Below are 14,084 nucleotides of genomic sequence, written 5' to 3'. Positions count from 1 at the left end.
GCGACTCGCCCCGGAGCCCCATCCAGGCACCATCACCACCGACACGGTGCCGCCCATAGCGAACCGGAGCATCATGACCCTCGCCGACCGCCTCCCCGCGAAGCCCGCCCTCGAGGGCCTGGAGGGCACGTGGGGCCTCCGCTGGCAGACCGACGGGACCTACCGGTTCGACCGCACCGGCCTCACCCGCGCCGACGTCTACTCGATCGACACCCCGCCGCCCACCGCCTCCGGGTCGCTGCACATCGGGCACGTCTTCTCCTACACGCACACCGACGTCGTCGCGCGGTTCCAGCGGATGCGCGGCAAGAGCGTCTTCTACCCGATGGGCTGGGACGACAACGGCCTGCCCACCGAGCGCCGCGTGCAGAACTACTACGGTGTGCGCTGCGACCCGACGCTCCCCTACGAGCCCGGCTTCACGCCTCCGTTCGAGGGCGGCGACAACAAGAGCAGCAAGGCCGCCGACCAGAAGCCGATCTCGCGCCGCAACTTCGTCGAGCTGTGCGAGCGCCTCACCGTCGAGGACGAGAAGCAGTTCGAGGACGTCTGGCGAGCCCTCGGCCTGTCCGTCGACTGGTCGCAGAGCTACCGGACCATCGGCGACGAGTCGCAGGCCGCCTCGCAGCGCGCCTTCCTCCGCAACCTCGCCCGCGGCGAGGCCTACCAGGCGCAGGCCCCGACGCTCTGGGACATCACCTTCCGGACCGCCGTCGCCCAGGCGGAGCTCGAGGACAAGGACCAGCCCGGCGCCTACCACCGCCTCGGCTTCCACCGCGAGGGCGGCGAGGACGTCTTCATCGAGACGACCCGTCCCGAGCTGCTGCCGGCCTGCGTCGCCCTCGTCGCGCACCCCGACGACGAGCGCTACCAGGCGCTGTTCGGCACCACCGTCCGCACGCCGCTCTTCGACGTCGAGGTCCCGGTGCTCGCGCACCACCTCGCGCAGAAGGACAAGGGCTCGGGCATCGCGATGATCTGCACCTTCGGCGACACCACGGACGTGGTCTGGTGGCGCGAGCTCGACCTGCCCAACCGCGCGATCATCGGCTTCGACGGCCGCCTGATCTCGGAGGCGCCCGCCGCGATCACGAGCGACGCGGGCCGCGCCGCCTACGAGCAGCTCGCCGGCAAGACCGTCTTCTCCGCGAAGCAGGCCGTCGTGGCGCTGCTGAAGGAGTCCGGCGAGATGGTCGGCGACCCGCGCCCCATCACCCACCAGGTCAAGTTCTTCGAGAAAGGCGACAAGCCGCTCGAGATCGTGTCGACCCGCCAGTGGTACATCGGCAACGGCGCTCGCGACGCGGTGCTCAAGGAGCGCCTGCTGGAGCTCGGCCGCGACGTGCGCTTCGTGCCGGAGTTCATGCGCGTCCGCTACGAGAACTGGGTGAACGGCCTCTCCGGCGACTGGCTGATCTCGCGCCAGCGCTTCTTCGGCGTGCCGATCCCGGTGTGGTACCCGCTCGACGGCGACGGCAACCCCGTCTTCGACTCCCCGATCGTGCCGGACGAGGCGGCGCTGCCGGTGGATCCCTCCAGCGACCCGGCCCCCGGCTACTCGGAGGACCAGCGCGGAGCTGCGGGCGGCTTCCAGGGCGAGCTCGACGTGATGGACACCTGGGCGACCTCCTCGCTGACCCCGCAGCTCGCGGGCGGCTGGGAGCGCGACGACGAGCTCTGGCAGCTGGTCGCTCCCTACGACCTGCGCCCGCAGGGCCAGGACATCATCCGCACCTGGCTCTTCTCGACCCTCCTGCGCTCGCAGCTCGAGGACGGCCGCGCCCCGTGGAGCACGGCGACCGTCTCCGGCTTCATCGTCGACCCCGACCGCAAGAAGATGTCGAAGTCGAAGGGCAACGTGGTCACTCCCGCCGCGATGCTCGAGCAGCACGGCTCGGACGCGGTCCGCTACTGGGCCGCCTCCTCGCGCCTGGGCACCGACGCGGCCTTCGACCCGCAGAACCCGACGCAGATCAAGATCGGCCGCCGACTGGCGATCAAGATCCTCAACGCGGCGAAGTTCATCCACGGGTTCCCTCTCGCCGAGGGCGCCGAGGTCACCGACCCTCTCGACCTCAGCATGCTGGCCACCCTCGACACCGTGGTCGCCGACGCGACGACGGCGCTCGAGAACTACGACCACGCCCGCGCCCTCGAGACGACGGAGGCGTTCTTCTGGACGTTCTGCGACGACTACCTGGAGCTGGTGAAGGAGCGCGCGTACAGCGAGGACGGCGCGTCCGCCGCGGCCGCCCTGCACCGGGCGCTCGACGTCCTCCAGCGCCTGTTCGCGCCGTTCCTGCCGTTCGCGACGGAGGAGACCTGGTCGTGGTCGCACGACGACTCGGTGCACCTGCGCCCCTGGCCGGCCGTCGAGGGCCTGGGCGGCGACCCCGCCGTCCTGGCCGCGGCGAGCTCCGTCCTCACGGCCATCCGGCGCGCGAAGACCGATGCGAAGGCCTCGCAGAAGACGCCGGCCCGCTCCGCCCTGGTGACGGCGCCCGCCGAGCTCGTCGCGTCTCTCCGACTCGCCGCGGGAGACCTCGCGGCCGTCGGCAGGATCGCGACGCTCGACTTCGCCGAGGGCGACGCCCTCGCGGTCGGCATCGAGCTCGAGACCGAGGCGTAGCGCCGCTCCCGGGAGGCGGGAATGGTCCCGCCTCCCTCCCCACCGTCGAGAGGACCCCTCCCATGCAGCTCGGAACCCGCTGGTCGGTCGGCCAGGTGCCGCCGCAGACCCTCCCCGAGATCGTCGTCACCGCCATCGGCGACGTCGAGGGCGAGCTCGCCGCGGCCGGCACGGCGACCGCCGACTGGCGCTGGACGCTCACCTGGCTCGAGGGCAGGCCCGTCCTCGAACTCGACGACGGCACGACGATCACCTACCGTCCCGCCGATGACGCCGCCTACATCACGCAGCCGCAGGGCCGCGTGGAGGGCGAGGACGACGACGACTGGGGCTGACGCCCCTTCGCGGCGCGGTCGCCGAGCCCGGTGAGCGCGCGCTTCCTGCGATCCTGAGCCGGAGCCCTCTCCCCCGCTCGCGCTCTAGGCTCGCAGGATGAGCGCTCCCGATCCCGTCGCCGTCCTGCTCGAGCCGAGCAGACTCCCCCACGGGCTCCCCGACTTCGCCGCCGTCGACCCCGAGGCCTACCGCCCGGCGTTCCTCGAGGCCCTCCGCCGGCACCGCGCCGAGATCGACGCGATCGCCGGCGCCTCCGAGCCGCCGACCGTCGAGAACACCCTCGTCGCCCTCGAGCGGGCGGGCCGCGAGCTGCGCCGGGTGAGCGCCGTCTTCTTCACTGTCGCCGCCTCCGACCGCACTCCGCTCACCGACGCTCTGGAGGCCGAGCTCGCTCCGCTGCTCTCGGCCCACAGCGATGCGATCAGCCTCGACCCGCGCCTGTTCGCCCGGCTCCGCGCTCTCGCCGAGCAGTCGACGGAGCTCGACCTCGACGCCGAGACGGCCTACCTCCTCGAGCGGAGGATCACCGGGTTCGAGCGCTCCGGTGCGCTCCTCGACGACGCGGGGAAGGCACGGCTCGGCGAGCTGAACGAGCAGCTGTCGACCCTGACCACGCGCTTCGAGAAGGACCTGCTCGCCGAGTCGAACGACCGGGCCGTCCTCCTCGAGGACGTCGCCGGCCTCGACGGGCTCGACGAGTCCGACGTCTCGGCCGCCGCGCGCGCCGCCGCCGACCGCGGCGTCGACGGCTGGCTGATCACCCTGCCCCTCTACTCCGGACACCCCTGGCTCGCGCGTCTGCGCGACCGCGGCGTCCGCGAGCGCGTCCTGCGCGCCTCTGTCGGCCGCGGTGCGGAAGGCGGGCCGCACGACACCACCGCGACCCTGCAGCGCATCGTCGCGCTGCGGGCCGAGCGCGCAGCTCTGCTGGGCGCGGCCTCGCACGCCGAGTTCGTGATCTCGGGCCAGACCGCGGGCTCGCCGGAGCGCGTCCTGTCGCTGCTGCGCGAGCTCGCCGCTCCCGCCGCCCGGAACGCGGGGATCGAACTCGAGCGGATGCAGGCCTCCGCCGACGCCGAGCAGGACGCCGCCGGAGCGCCGCGCTTCACGATCGAGGCGTGGGATCGCGCCTACTACGAGGAGCGCGTGCGGTCGGAGAGCTACTCCGTCGACTCCAGCGCACTGCGTCCCTTCTTCGAGCTCGAGCGGGTGCTCCGGCACGGCGTGTTCGCCGCCGCCACCGGTCTCTACGGCGTCCGCTTCTCGGAGCGGAGCGACCTGGCCGGCTACAGCGAGCACGTCCGCGTGTTCGAGGTGCACGAGGAGGACGGGACCCCGCTGGGCCTGTTCCTGCTCGATCCCTTCACCCGCGACTCGAAGCGCGGCGGGGCGTGGATGAACTCCCTCTCCAGCCGCACCTCGCTGCTCGGCGACTCCGCCGTCGTCGTGAACAACCTGAACCTGTCGGCTCCGGGCGCGGGCGAGCCCGCCCTTCTCAGCCTCGACGAGGTGGAGACGCTGTTCCACGAGTTCGGGCACGCCCTGCACGGCCTGTTCGCGAGCACGCGGTACCCGCGCTTCGCCGGTACCGCGGTGTTCCGGGACTTCGTCGAGTTCCCGAGCCAGGTGAACGAGACGTGGGTGCGCCGCCCCGGGCTCCTCGCCGAGTACGCCCGCCACGTCGAGACCGGCGAGGCCCTGCCCGCGGGGACCGTCGAGCGCCTCGAGGCGTCCGCGCTGTGGGGCGAGGGCTTCGCGACGAGCGAGTACCTGGCGTCCGCCCTGCTCGACCTCGCCTGGCACTCCCTGCCGGCCCCGGTCGAGCCGCGCGACGCGGCCGCCTTCGAGCGCGAGGTGCTCGACGGCGCGGGCCTCCTCCTCCCCGCCGTGCCGCCCCGCTACCGCAGCACGTACTTCGCGCACGTCTTCTCCGGCGGCTACTCCGCGGGCTACTACTCCTACATCTGGAGCGAGATCCTCGACGCGGACACGGTCGAGTGGTTCGAGGAGAACGGCGGCCTCGACCGCTCGGCGGGCGAGCGCTTCCGCCGCGGGGTGCTCGAGCTCGGCGGCTCCCGCGATCCGCTCGACGCGTACCGCGCGTTCCGCGGGCGGGATGCGCGGACCGAGCCGCTGCTCGCGCGCCGCGGCCTCCTCTAGCGGCGCCGGGGGACGAGCCAGGCGAGGAGGACGAGTCCCACGACAAGGCCCCAGAAGGCCGAGCCGATCCCTGCGATGGTCGTGCCGGAGGCGGTGACCAGGAGCGTCGCCGCCGCCGACAGCCGCAGCCGCGCGTCCTCCACGGCGGCCTGCACCGCCGACACGAACACCCCCAGGAGCGCCAGACCGGCGACCGCCTCGATCAGCAGCGGGCTCGCGGAGGACACCAGCGCGGCGGCCGCTCCGGCGAACACGCCCAGCACGAGGTAGGAGGCGCCCGCCGAGACCGAGGCGACCCAGCGCTGCTCCGGCCGCGGCGAGGCCTCGGGACCCGCGGTCAGCGCGGCGCTGAGCGCGGCGTAGTTGATCGGCACGCCGCCGAAGATCGCCGAGACCCCGGAGAGAGCACCGGTCGAGACGATCCCGGGACGCGAGTGGGCCGCGAAGCCGAAGCTCGTCAGCACCGCGATGCCCGGGATGTTCTGCCCGGCCATGGTGACCACGTAGAGCGGCAGGCCGATCCCGACCATCGCTCCGATCTCGAACACCGGAGCGACGAACTGCGGCACGGGGAGCAGCGGCGCACCGGCGAGTGCCGCGCCGTCCGTCACGATCAGCAGCACGATCGCCAGGGCGATCGCGGCCGGCACCGCCCAGCGGGGCAGGAGCCGCAGGAGCAGCAGCCAGAGCAGGATCACCGGCAGCGCGAGCGCGGGGATCTCGACCGCCGCGCGCACCGGCGCCAGGACGAGCGGGAACAGGATGCCCGCGAGCATGGCGTTCGCGAGCGGCCGCGGGATGCGCGCGACGAGCCTCCCGAGCGCCGGCCACAGCCCGGTGACCACCAGCAGAGCGGAGGCGACCAGGAACGCCCCGACCGCGCGGTCGAAACCACCGGGGAGCGTCGCGGTCGCGGCCAGCAGGGCGGCTCCCGGCGTGCTCCAGGCGAAAGTCATCGGCACGCGGTAGCGGATGCTCAGCACGATGCAGAGGACCCCCTGCAGCACGCAGACGGCGAGGAGGCCCGAGGCTGCCTGCACGTCGGTGGCGCCCACCGCGACCACCCCGGCGAGCACGATCGCGAACGAGCTCGAGAAGCCGGTCAGGGCGGCGACGATCCCGGCGAGCAGCGGCTGGACGATGGCGGAGCCTCCCGGAGGATCGACCGGCACCGAGGCGACCGGACGCGCCGTCGGCGCGCTCCGCCAGGTTAGGGAAGCGGGAGCGCCTCGCCCGACGATCCGCCGGGCCAATCGCGGTGAACTGGCAGAGCGGGGCGGGGAGCGACTAGGCGCTCTTCTCCTGGCGACGGGGAGCGTGGGGCACGATCGTCGGGGCCGCGTTGTCGAGCACCGCGGCGCGGGTGACCACGACGCGCGCCACCTCGTCCGAGGAGGGCACCTCGAACATGATCGGGCCGAGCACCTCCTCGAGGATCGCGCGCAGTCCGCGGGCGCCGGTCTGACGGAGGACCGCCAGGTCCGCGATGGCCTCGAGAGCGCCCCGGTCGAACTCGAGCTCGACGCCGTCGATCTCGAACATCCGCTGGTACTGCTTCACGAGCGCGTTGCGCGGCTCGGTGAGGATCTGCATGAGCGCGACCTGGTCGAGCTGCGTGACCGTCGTGACGACCGGGAGGCGCCCGATGAACTCGGGGATCAGCCCGAACTTGTGCAGGTCCTCCGGGAGGACCTCGCTGAAGATGTTGATCTCGTCTTCCTTGTTGTGCAGCGGGGCGCCGAAGCCGATGCCGCGCTTGCCCGCCCGCGACGAGATGATGTCCTCGAGTCCGGCGAAGGCGCCGGCGACGATGAAGAGGACGTTCGTCGTGTCGATCTGGATGAACTCCTGGTGCGGGTGCTTCCGCCCGCCCTGCGGGGGCACGGAGGCGACGGTGCCCTCGAGGATCTTGAGCAGTGCCTGCTGCACTCCCTCGCCCGAGACGTCGCGCGTGATCGAGGGGTTCTCGGCCTTCCGCGCGATCTTGTCGACCTCGTCGATGTAGATGATGCCGGTCTCGGCACGCTTGACGTCGTAGTCGGCGGCCTGGATGAGCTTGAGGAGGATGTTCTCGACGTCCTCGCCGACGTAGCCCGCCTCGGTGAGGGCCGTGGCGTCCGCGACGGCGAAGGGCACGTTGAGGCGCTTCGCGAGGGTCTGGGCGAGGTAGGTCTTCCCGCATCCCGTGGGGCCGATGAGCAGGATGTTGCTCTTGGCGATCTCGACCTCGTCGTGGATCGCGTCGGCGGCGGTGATGGTGTTGCGGGCGCGCACGCGCTTGTAGTGGTTGTACACGGCGACGGCGAGGGCCTTCTTGGCCTGCTCCTGCCCGATCACGTACTCCTCGAGGAAGCCGAAGATCTCCTTCGGCTTCGGGAGGTCGAACTCGTGGCTCGTCTCCTCGCTCGACTCGGAGAGGCGCTCCTCGATGATCTCGTTGCAGAGCTCGACGCACTCGTCGCAGATGTAGACGCCCGGTCCCGCGATGAGCTGCTGGACCTGCTTCTGGCTCTTGCCGCAGAAGGAGCACTTCAGCAGGTCGGCGCTTTCGCCAATACGTGCCACGGGGATGCCCCACTTCCTTGTCGTGCGTCTGTCGTGCGTCGGTCGGTCGTGCAACGGAGCCCGGAGCTCCGGCCGGTGCGAGCGGGACGAGCCCCCTGACACTGCTCCGAGCCTAGCCGCTGAGCCGCGAGGGCTCGGCAGGCGGGCCGGATTCGCCGTGGCTTGCGCCTCGTGTGGCGCTTTGCTACGGCGACGGAGGACGCAGAGAGGGGCCGGGCGGCGGATCGCTCCGCCACCCGGCCCCTCCCGGACGCCCTACGCCGTGAGAGCCGGGAGGCTCTTGCGGCTGGTGAGCACCTGGTCGATCAGCCCGTACTCGAGCGCGTCGCTCGCGCCGAGGATCTTGTCGCGGTCGATGTCCTTCTTGACCTGCTCGATCGAGCGGTTCGAGTGGTGCGACAGCGTCTCCTCGAGCCACTCGCGCATGCGCATGATCTCGGCGGCCTGGATCTCGATGTCCGAGGCCTGGCCCCCGCCCTGCTGCACGGCGGGCTGGTGGATGAGGATGCGCGCGTTCGGCAGCGCGAGGCGCTTGCCGGGCGTTCCCGCGGCGGTGAGCACGGCGGCGGCCGAGGCGGCCTGGCCGAGCACGACCGTCTGGATGTGCGGGCGGATGTACTGCATCGTGTCGTAGATCGCCGTCATCGCGGTGAAGGATCCACCGGGCGAGTTGATGTACATGACGATGTCGCGGTCCGGGTCCTGGCTCTCGAGCACGAGGAGCTGGGCCATGATGTCGTCCGCGGAGGCGTCGTCGACCTGGACTCCGAGGAAGATGATGCGGTCCTCGAAGAGCTTGGCGTACGGGTCCTGGCGCTTGTAGCCGTAGGCCGTGCGCTCCTCGAACGTGGGGAGGATGTAGCGCGAGGACGGTGCGGCTCCGGAGCCGAACGCCGTTCCGCCGAAGGTGGGTGTGGTCATTGTCTGTTCCTGATCTCTCGGCGCGTTCGCTGGACTACTCGTCGATGGCGGTTCCGCCACCGCCGGCCACGTCGGTCGCCGACGAGCGGATGTGGTCGACGAAGCCGTAGGCGAGGGCCTCCTCGGCGCTGAACCAGCGGTCGCGGTCGCCGTCCTCGTTGACCTGCTCGACGGTCTTGCCGGTCGCCTTGGCGGTGATCTCGGCGAGGCGCTTCTTCATGTCGAGGATGAGCTGCGCCTGGGTCTGGATGTCGGAGGCCGTGCCACCGAAGCCGCCGTGCGGCTGGTGGAGGAGCACCCGCGCGTTCGGGGTGATGTAGCGCTTGCCCTGGGTTCCGGCGGTGAGGAGCAGCTGGCCCATGGAGGCCGCCATCCCGATGCCCACGGTCACGATGTCGTTCGGGACGAACTGCATCGTGTCGTAGATCGCCATGCCCGCGGTGATGGAGCCGCCGGGCGAGTTGATGTAGAGGTAGATGTCCCGCTCGGAGTCCTCGGCTGCCAGGAGCAGGAGCTTCGCGGCGATCTCGTTCGCGTTCTCGTCGCGCACCTCGGAACCGAGCCAGATGATCCGGTCCTTGAGCAGGCGGTCGAAAACACTGTTGGGCATAACCATGTCGGCCATGTATTGCTCCGTTTCAGTTGTCGCTTCGGAGGCGAATCTATCGGACGCCGCCAGGCCGATCCGGCCGTGTTCGCCCGGGGCGGAGCGGGAGTCGCCCGTGTTCGCCCGGGGCGGACCGGAGCCCCGCAACGAGAGGAGCCGCCCTCCGACGGATCGGGGGGCGGCTCCTGACGTGCTCGCGGGGACTACTCCGCGGCCGGGGTCTCCTCGGCGGGAGCGGCGGCCTTCTTCTTGGCCGGCGCGCGCTTCTTCTTGGGGGCCGGGGCAGGCTCCTCCTCGGCAGCGGGCTCCTCGGCGACGGGCTCCGCGGGGACCTCGGCGTCGGCGGCGGCCTGAGCCTCCTCCACGACCTCGGTCTCGTCCGAGGCGACGGCCTCGTCGGAGGCCTCGACGGCCTCGTCGTCACCGGGGACCGCGGTGAACGCGGTCAGGTCGACGGCGTTGCCCTCGGTGTCGGTGACCTTCGCCTTGCCGAGGACGATCGCGAGCGCCTTGTTGCGGGCGACCTCGCCGACCATCTGGCCGATCTGGTTGTTCTCGGACAGGATCTTGATGAACTCGTTCGGCTCCATGCCGTACTGCGCCGCACCCTGGATGAGGTACTGCGTGAGCTCGTCCTGGCTGACCTGGACCTTCTCCTGCTCGACGACGTGGTCGAGGAGGATCTGCGTCTTGAAGGTCTTCTCGCTGGCCTCCTTGACCTCGGCGCGGTGCTCGTCGTCCTCGAGGCGGTTCTCGCCCTCGAGGTGGCGGTGCACCTCGTCCTCGACGAGACCGGCGGGCACGGGGACCTCGACGAGGGCGAGCAGCGCCTCGACGAGCTTCTCGCGGGCCTCGCCGCCCTGGCCGAAGGTCTTCTGCTGGGCGGCCTGCTCCTTGAGCGACTCGCGCAGCTCGGCGATGGTGTCGAACTCGCTGGCGATCTGCGCGAAGTCGTCGTCGGCCTCGGGGAGCTCGCGCTCCTTGACGGCGGTGAGCGCGACGGCGATCTCGGCCTGCTCGCCGGCGTGGTCGCCGCCGAGCAGCGGAGCGGTGAACGTGGTGCTCTCGCCCGCGGTGAGCGAGTCGAGCGCCTCGTCGATGCCCTCGATCAGCTCGCCCGAGCCGAGCTCGTACGAGATGGCGTTGGCGGTGTCGACCTCGACGCCGTCGATGGAGGCGACCAGGTCGATCTGCGCGAAGTCGCCGGTCTTCGCCGGGCGGTCCACGGTGACCAGGGTGCCGAAGCGGCTGCGGAGCTTGTCCAGCTCGGCGTCGACGTCGGCGTCGGTGACCTCGGCCGCCTCGACGGTGAGCTCGATGCCGTCGTAGTCCGGGACGGTGATCTCGGGGCGCACGTCGACCTCGATGGCGAGCTCGAGGTCGCCGGTGAAGTCCTTGTCGCTCGGCCAGGCGACGATGTCGGCCTGCGGGCGGCCCAGGGGGCGGACCTCGGTCTCGCGGACGGCCTCGCGGTAGAAGCCGTCGAGGCCCTCGTTGACCGCGTGCTCGAGCACCGCGGCCTTGCCGACGCGCTGGTCGACGATGGCGGGCGGGACCTTGCCCTTGCGGAAGCCGGGGACGTTGATCTGCTCGGCGATGTGGCCGTAGGCGTGCGTGATGCTGGGGCCGAGCTCGTCCGGGGTGACCGAAATCGCGAGCTTCACGCGGGTCGGGCTCAGCTGTTCTACCGTGGTCTTCACGTGAGGGGATCTCCTGTGCTGGTTGGTGTCGGCGCCGGATGACGGTCGTCACGGGTCGATGTCGTCACGATGAGTACTCGTGGTCGGGGCGACAGGATTCGAACCTGCGACCTCCCGCTCCCAAAGCGGGCGCTCTAGCCAAGCTGAGCTACGCCCCGGATGCGCGGGCCTGGGCACCGTGCGTGAGACTCTCGTCGAGCCGTCCCCGCACGTGCGCTTGCGCGACACGCCGAAATGGCCTTCGCAAGTGTACTGCACCGCGGCAGCGGCGACCGGAACCGCGCGGCGGAGGACGACCGGGGTGTCCACGGTGCTCGCGCGATGTACTACGCTGTCCTGGTGCCCGGTCGAGAGATCCGGACGCACCGGTTCGCGGTCGTCAGACCAGCGATTCGGGGCTGTAGCTTAGTGGTAAAGCCTCTGTCTTCCAAACAGATGATGCGAGTTCGATTCTCGTCAGCCCCTCTCCTCTCGAAGAGCCCCGGACGTCCGGGGCTCTTCGTCGTTCCGAGGCGTTCCGGACGTGCTCAGCCGACCGCGCCGCGGTGCTCCTCCGTCAGGGCGAGGTACGAGGCGGCGTTCCGGCGGATGCCCTCGCGCTCCTCCTCCGTCAGCTCCCGCCGGACCCTCCCGGGGACGCCCGCCACCAGCGAGCCCGGCGGGACGACCGTCCCCTCGAGGACGACGGCGCCCGCGGCGATCAGCGAGCCGGTGCCGACGACGGCCCCGTTCAGGACGGTCGCGCTCATGCCGACCAGCACGTCGTCCTCGAGGGTGCAGCCGTGCAGCACGGCGTTGTGCCCGACCGAGACTCCGGCGCCGATGACCGCGTCGTAGTCGGCGTCGACGTGGACGACGACGCCGTCCTGGAGGTTGCTGCCGGCGCCGAGCTCGATCCGCGCGTGCTCGGCGCGCAGGACGGCGCCGTACCAGACGCTCGCCCGCTCCCCCAGGCGCACGGAGCCGATCACGGTGGCGCCCGGAGCGACCCACGCGGTGTCGGCGATCTCCGGGACGCGTCCCCCGGTCAGGGCGAGGACGCGGGCGCCCTCCGCAGGACTCGACGGCATCGGGTTCTCCTCTTCTCCGGTGGTCAGCGCCCGGCGCGCAGGAAGGCGAGGACCGCCAGCACCCGCCGGTGGTCGGAGCCCGAGTCCTCGAGCCCGAGCTTCTGGAAGATCGCGGTCACGTTCTTCTCCACGGCGCCCACGCCGACGAAGAGAGCGGAGGCGATGCCCGCGTTCGTGCGCCCCTGGGCCATCTGCTCCAGCACCTCCCGCTCCCGCGGGGTCAGCGAGGCGAGCGGGTCGCGGTTGCGCTGCAGGAGCGAGGCGACGACCTGCGGGTCGAGGACGGTTCCGCCCGCTGCGACGCGCTCGACGGCGTCGCGCAGCTCCTCCACGGAGGCGACCCGGTCCTTCAGGAGGTAGCCGAGTCCGCCGTCGCCGGAGCCGAGCAGCTCCTGCGCGTAGGTGACCTCGACGTACTGGCTGAGCAGCAGAACCGACACCTGCGGGTAGCGCCGGCGGATCTCCAGCGCCGCGCGGACGCCCTCGTCGCGGAAGGTCGGCGGCATCCGGACGTCGAGCACGGCGACGTCGACCCCGGCCGGGTCCCGCGCCAGATCGGCGAGCAGGGCGTCCGCGTCCCCGAAGGCGCCGACGGAGGCGAACCCCGCGTCCTCGAAGAGGCGGACCAGGCCCTCGCGCAGGAGGACCGAGTCCTCGGCGATGGCGACGCGGATCACGGGCACGCCCTCAGGATAGGGCGGCCGGGCGGTAGGGGACGTGCACCCCGACCGTGGTCGGCCCGCCGACCGGCGACTCCACGCTCAGGATCCCGCGCAGGCCCCGGACGCGCCCGCCGACCCCCTCGAGACCGTGACCGGCGACCGGCGACGCCCCGCCGACTCCGTCGTCCACCACCCAGGCGTCGAGCCAGCGCTCCCCCGGAGTGCCGGAGTCGCGGGTGTCGAGGTGCACCCGCACCGATCGGGCACGGGAGTGCTTGGAGGCGTTGGCGAGCAGCTCGGCGACGACGAAGTAGACGCTGCGCTCGACCTCGGGCGGGACGTCCGCCACGGGGTGCTCGGTGAGGACCTCGACCGGCACCGGGCTGAGCTCGGCGAGCGAGTGCACCGCCGCCTCGAAGCCCCGGTCCTGCAGGATCGGCGGCGCCACTCCGCGGGAGAGGGCGCGCAGCTCGTCGAGCGCGGCGCGCACGTGCTCGCGAGCCTCGTCGACCAGGCGGGCGGCGGACTCCGGGTCGGCGGCGAGTCGGTTGCGGGCCGAGGCCAGGTCCATCTGGACCCGGATCAGGCGCTGCTGCGGGCCGTCGTGGATGTCGCGCTCGAGTCGGCGCAGCGCGCGGTCCTCGGCGGCGACGGCTGCGCCGCGGGAGGCGCTCAGCTCGGCGACCTCGCGCTGGAGCGCCTCCGACTCCCACGGGCCGAGCAGGAGACGGTCGACCAGCCAGTGCAGGAGGGAGAGGCCGCGGGTGGCGAACGGCAGGGTCGAGACGAAGAGGACGGTCGTGGCGACCGTCGCCGCGGCGACCAGTCCCGCCGGAGGCTGCGGGGCGCCCAGCAGAGCGGCCCCGCTCTCGGCCAGCAGGCGGGCCGGACCGGGGGCCCCCGTGAGCGCGGCGGCCACCGTGCCCGGGCCCGCCCAGGTCCACAGCGCGAGGAGCAGTCCGGACAGCAGCGCGAGCACCGGAGCCACGACGAGCGTGTGCAGGAGAGCGAGCCAGTAGTGCCCGTCGATCACCGGACCGTAGAGGGCGAAGGTCGACGGAGTGACGGAGGAGGGCGATCGCCGCCACTGCGGCCGGGGGACGGCGGGCCGTCCGGCCAGCACGTCGAGGCCGACGGCGGCCCGCGAGAAGAAGCGCGCCGCGTAGAGGGCGGCGGGCAGGAACACCAGGCCGATCAGGACTCCGACGAGCCCGAGCGCGACGGCCAGCGCGACGCCGGCGCAGAAGGCGCCGAGGAGCGCGACCGGGATCGCGGCCACCAGCGCGAGCACCTCCCGGGGCAGTCCGCGCCAGAGCCGGAGGTAGGCGCGCGAGGCCTCGCCGAGGGCCGTCGATGCTCCACTCATCCGCGCCTCCTGTCCGCTCCCGCCGCCGCCGCGACCCGGTCGAGCGTACCGGCGGCACGGCTCCGGGC

At 72.0% G+C, this 14,084-nt stretch carries 11 protein-coding genes and 2 tRNA genes; 4 read left to right on the top strand and 9 right to left on the bottom strand.

What is annotated here, in order from left to right:
* Positions 1–73 precede the first annotated feature (73 nt).
* The 3 genes from valS to GTU71_RS04420 all read left to right on the top strand — a co-directional run bounded on the left by valS (position 74) and on the right by GTU71_RS04420 (position 5,125).
* Positions 74–2,629 (top strand): valine--tRNA ligase, encoded by a 2,556-nt coding sequence (valS, locus tag GTU71_RS04430; RefSeq protein WP_159939378.1) that lies wholly within the window; start codon positions 74–76, stop codon positions 2,627–2,629.
* A gap of 62 nt (positions 2,630–2,691) precedes the next feature.
* Positions 2,692–2,964: a hypothetical protein gene (locus tag GTU71_RS04425; RefSeq protein ID WP_159939377.1), complete on the top strand. Its 273-nt coding sequence runs from the start codon at positions 2,692–2,694 to the stop codon at positions 2,962–2,964.
* A gap of 97 nt (positions 2,965–3,061) precedes the next feature.
* Entirely contained in the window at positions 3,062–5,125 is a 2,064-nt protein-coding gene (locus tag GTU71_RS04420; protein WP_159939376.1) for a M3 family metallopeptidase, read from the top strand.
* Here GTU71_RS04420 and GTU71_RS04415 read toward each other — a convergent pair.
* The 6 genes from GTU71_RS04415 to GTU71_RS04390 all read right to left on the bottom strand — a co-directional run bounded on the left by GTU71_RS04415 (position 5,122) and on the right by GTU71_RS04390 (position 11,076).
* Positions 5,122–6,297, bottom strand: coding sequence for a benzoate/H(+) symporter BenE family transporter (locus GTU71_RS04415; RefSeq protein WP_159939375.1), 1,176 nt, complete (start codon positions 6,295–6,297; stop codon positions 5,122–5,124). The genes GTU71_RS04420 and GTU71_RS04415 overlap by 4 nt on opposite strands.
* A gap of 115 nt (positions 6,298–6,412) precedes the next feature.
* Positions 6,413–7,690, bottom strand: coding sequence for an ATP-dependent Clp protease ATP-binding subunit ClpX (gene clpX / locus GTU71_RS04410; RefSeq protein ID WP_104223693.1), 1,278 nt, complete (start codon positions 7,688–7,690; stop codon positions 6,413–6,415).
* A gap of 255 nt (positions 7,691–7,945) precedes the next feature.
* The gene (locus GTU71_RS04405) at positions 7,946–8,611 is read right to left on the bottom strand and encodes an ATP-dependent Clp protease proteolytic subunit (protein WP_068253282.1); all 666 of its coding nucleotides are present in this window, start codon (positions 8,609–8,611) and stop codon (positions 7,946–7,948) included.
* 34 nt (positions 8,612–8,645) lie between these two features.
* Positions 8,646–9,236, bottom strand: coding sequence for an ATP-dependent Clp protease proteolytic subunit (locus GTU71_RS04400; RefSeq protein ID WP_097165884.1), 591 nt, complete (start codon positions 9,234–9,236; stop codon positions 8,646–8,648).
* 185 nt (positions 9,237–9,421) lie between these two features.
* Positions 9,422–10,918 (bottom strand): trigger factor, encoded by a 1,497-nt coding sequence (gene tig / locus GTU71_RS04395; RefSeq protein ID WP_104232539.1) that lies wholly within the window; start codon positions 10,916–10,918, stop codon positions 9,422–9,424.
* Between the two features lie 80 nt (positions 10,919–10,998).
* A tRNA-Pro gene (locus GTU71_RS04390) sits at positions 10,999–11,076 on the bottom strand.
* Positions 11,077–11,312: 236 nt separating this feature from the next.
* Here GTU71_RS04390 and GTU71_RS04385 point away from each other — a divergent pair.
* Positions 11,313–11,383, top strand: a tRNA-Gly gene (locus GTU71_RS04385).
* A 62-nt stretch (positions 11,384–11,445) separates the two neighbouring features.
* Here the strand turns inward: GTU71_RS04385 and GTU71_RS04380 are convergent.
* From GTU71_RS04380 to GTU71_RS04370, 3 genes are read right to left on the bottom strand one after another with little or no spacing between them, the layout of a single operon-like run.
* The gene (locus GTU71_RS04380) at positions 11,446–11,988 is read right to left on the bottom strand and encodes a gamma carbonic anhydrase family protein (RefSeq protein WP_159939374.1); all 543 of its coding nucleotides are present in this window, start codon (positions 11,986–11,988) and stop codon (positions 11,446–11,448) included.
* 23 nt (positions 11,989–12,011) lie between these two features.
* Positions 12,012–12,671, bottom strand: a complete 660-nt coding sequence (locus tag GTU71_RS04375; RefSeq protein WP_104247297.1) for a response regulator transcription factor — start codon at positions 12,669–12,671, stop codon at positions 12,012–12,014.
* A gap of 4 nt (positions 12,672–12,675) precedes the next feature.
* On the bottom strand, positions 12,676–14,016 hold the full coding sequence (locus GTU71_RS04370) for a histidine kinase (RefSeq protein ID WP_208543608.1): 1,341 nt from the start codon (positions 14,014–14,016) through the stop codon (positions 12,676–12,678).
* Positions 14,017–14,084 lie beyond the last annotated feature (68 nt).

It is taken from the genome of Rathayibacter sp. VKM Ac-2762, assembly GCF_009866585.1.
Classification (GTDB): domain Bacteria; phylum Actinomycetota; class Actinomycetes; order Actinomycetales; family Microbacteriaceae; genus Rathayibacter.
This window is presented reverse-complemented; position numbering and strand designations above follow the sequence as displayed.

What these genes read in the sequence shown, in the direction of transcription:
- valS (WP_159939378.1), top strand. Translation starts at nt 74, where the DNA reads ATGACCCTCGCCGACCGCCTCCCCGCGAAGCCCGCCCTCGAGGGCCTG.
- GTU71_RS04425 (WP_159939377.1), top strand. Translation starts at nt 2,692, where the DNA reads ATGCAGCTCGGAACCCGCTGGTCGGTCGGCCAGGTGCCGCCGCAGACC.
- GTU71_RS04420 (WP_159939376.1), top strand. Translation starts at nt 3,062, where the DNA reads ATGAGCGCTCCCGATCCCGTCGCCGTCCTGCTCGAGCCGAGCAGACTC.
- GTU71_RS04405 (WP_068253282.1), bottom strand. Translation starts at nt 8,611, where the DNA reads ATGACCACACCCACCTTCGGCGGAACGGCGTTCGGCTCCGGAGCCGCA.
- GTU71_RS04400 (WP_097165884.1), bottom strand. Translation starts at nt 9,236, where the DNA reads ATGGCCGACATGGTTATGCCCAACAGTGTTTTCGACCGCCTGCTCAAG.
- GTU71_RS04380 (WP_159939374.1), bottom strand. Translation starts at nt 11,988, where the DNA reads ATGCCGTCGAGTCCTGCGGAGGGCGCCCGCGTCCTCGCCCTGACCGGG.
- GTU71_RS04370 (WP_208543608.1), bottom strand. Translation starts at nt 14,016, where the DNA reads ATGAGTGGAGCATCGACGGCCCTCGGCGAGGCCTCGCGCGCCTACCTC.